At 37.0% G+C, this 546-nt stretch carries 1 pseudogene; it reads right to left on the minus strand.

Going from position 1 to position 546, the window contains the following annotated elements:
* Positions 1 to 390 (minus strand): annotated as a pseudogene (locus DMP16_RS10745) (radical SAM protein); the annotation flags it as partial.
* Between the last annotated feature and the right edge of the window lie 156 nt (positions 391 to 546).

Here is a 546-nt window from a genome sequence, read left to right on the forward strand (position 1 = left end):
TAGTTCTAGCTTTCTCTCTGGAATCTTCAGTTTAGATATTTTAAGCTTACTCCTAAGATACTTGTATAAATAGAACGTGTGGTTAGCGTAAACAGCTAAAAATTGAATTAATGCAGGATTTACCCTCGTTTTAGCTACCTGCGTTAATAAATCATAGTAATCCCAGTTCAATGTGAATAAAGCTTTTTGTTGTAAAGAGTTAACGAATATTCTAGTCCCTGGAAGTGGTGTATAAATAGAAAACTGCACACCATCTGCTCCGGCATCAGCTAGCTTTCTAGAGAACTTTATGGTCGCAATTATATCCTTAAAAGTTTCATAAGGCGCACCCATCATCATTCCAACAAACACTATTACGCCGTTCTCATGAAGTACTTTAACAGCCTTCATTGTATGGCCTAATAGGAGTCAGAGAGCTAAGTTATTCAGAGAGATGATAGAAAGGAAGTTGACTATAAATTTCATAACCCAAATGAGGGCTGACGTAACAGCTAGAAATCCAGAATTAATAAAGTTAGCTTCTGAGGCGGGTTTAAGGGTAGCGTT

It is taken from the genome of Sulfolobus sp. B1 (genome assembly GCF_007050195.1).
In the GTDB taxonomy this organism is placed as follows: domain Archaea; phylum Thermoproteota; class Thermoprotei_A; order Sulfolobales; family Sulfolobaceae; genus Saccharolobus.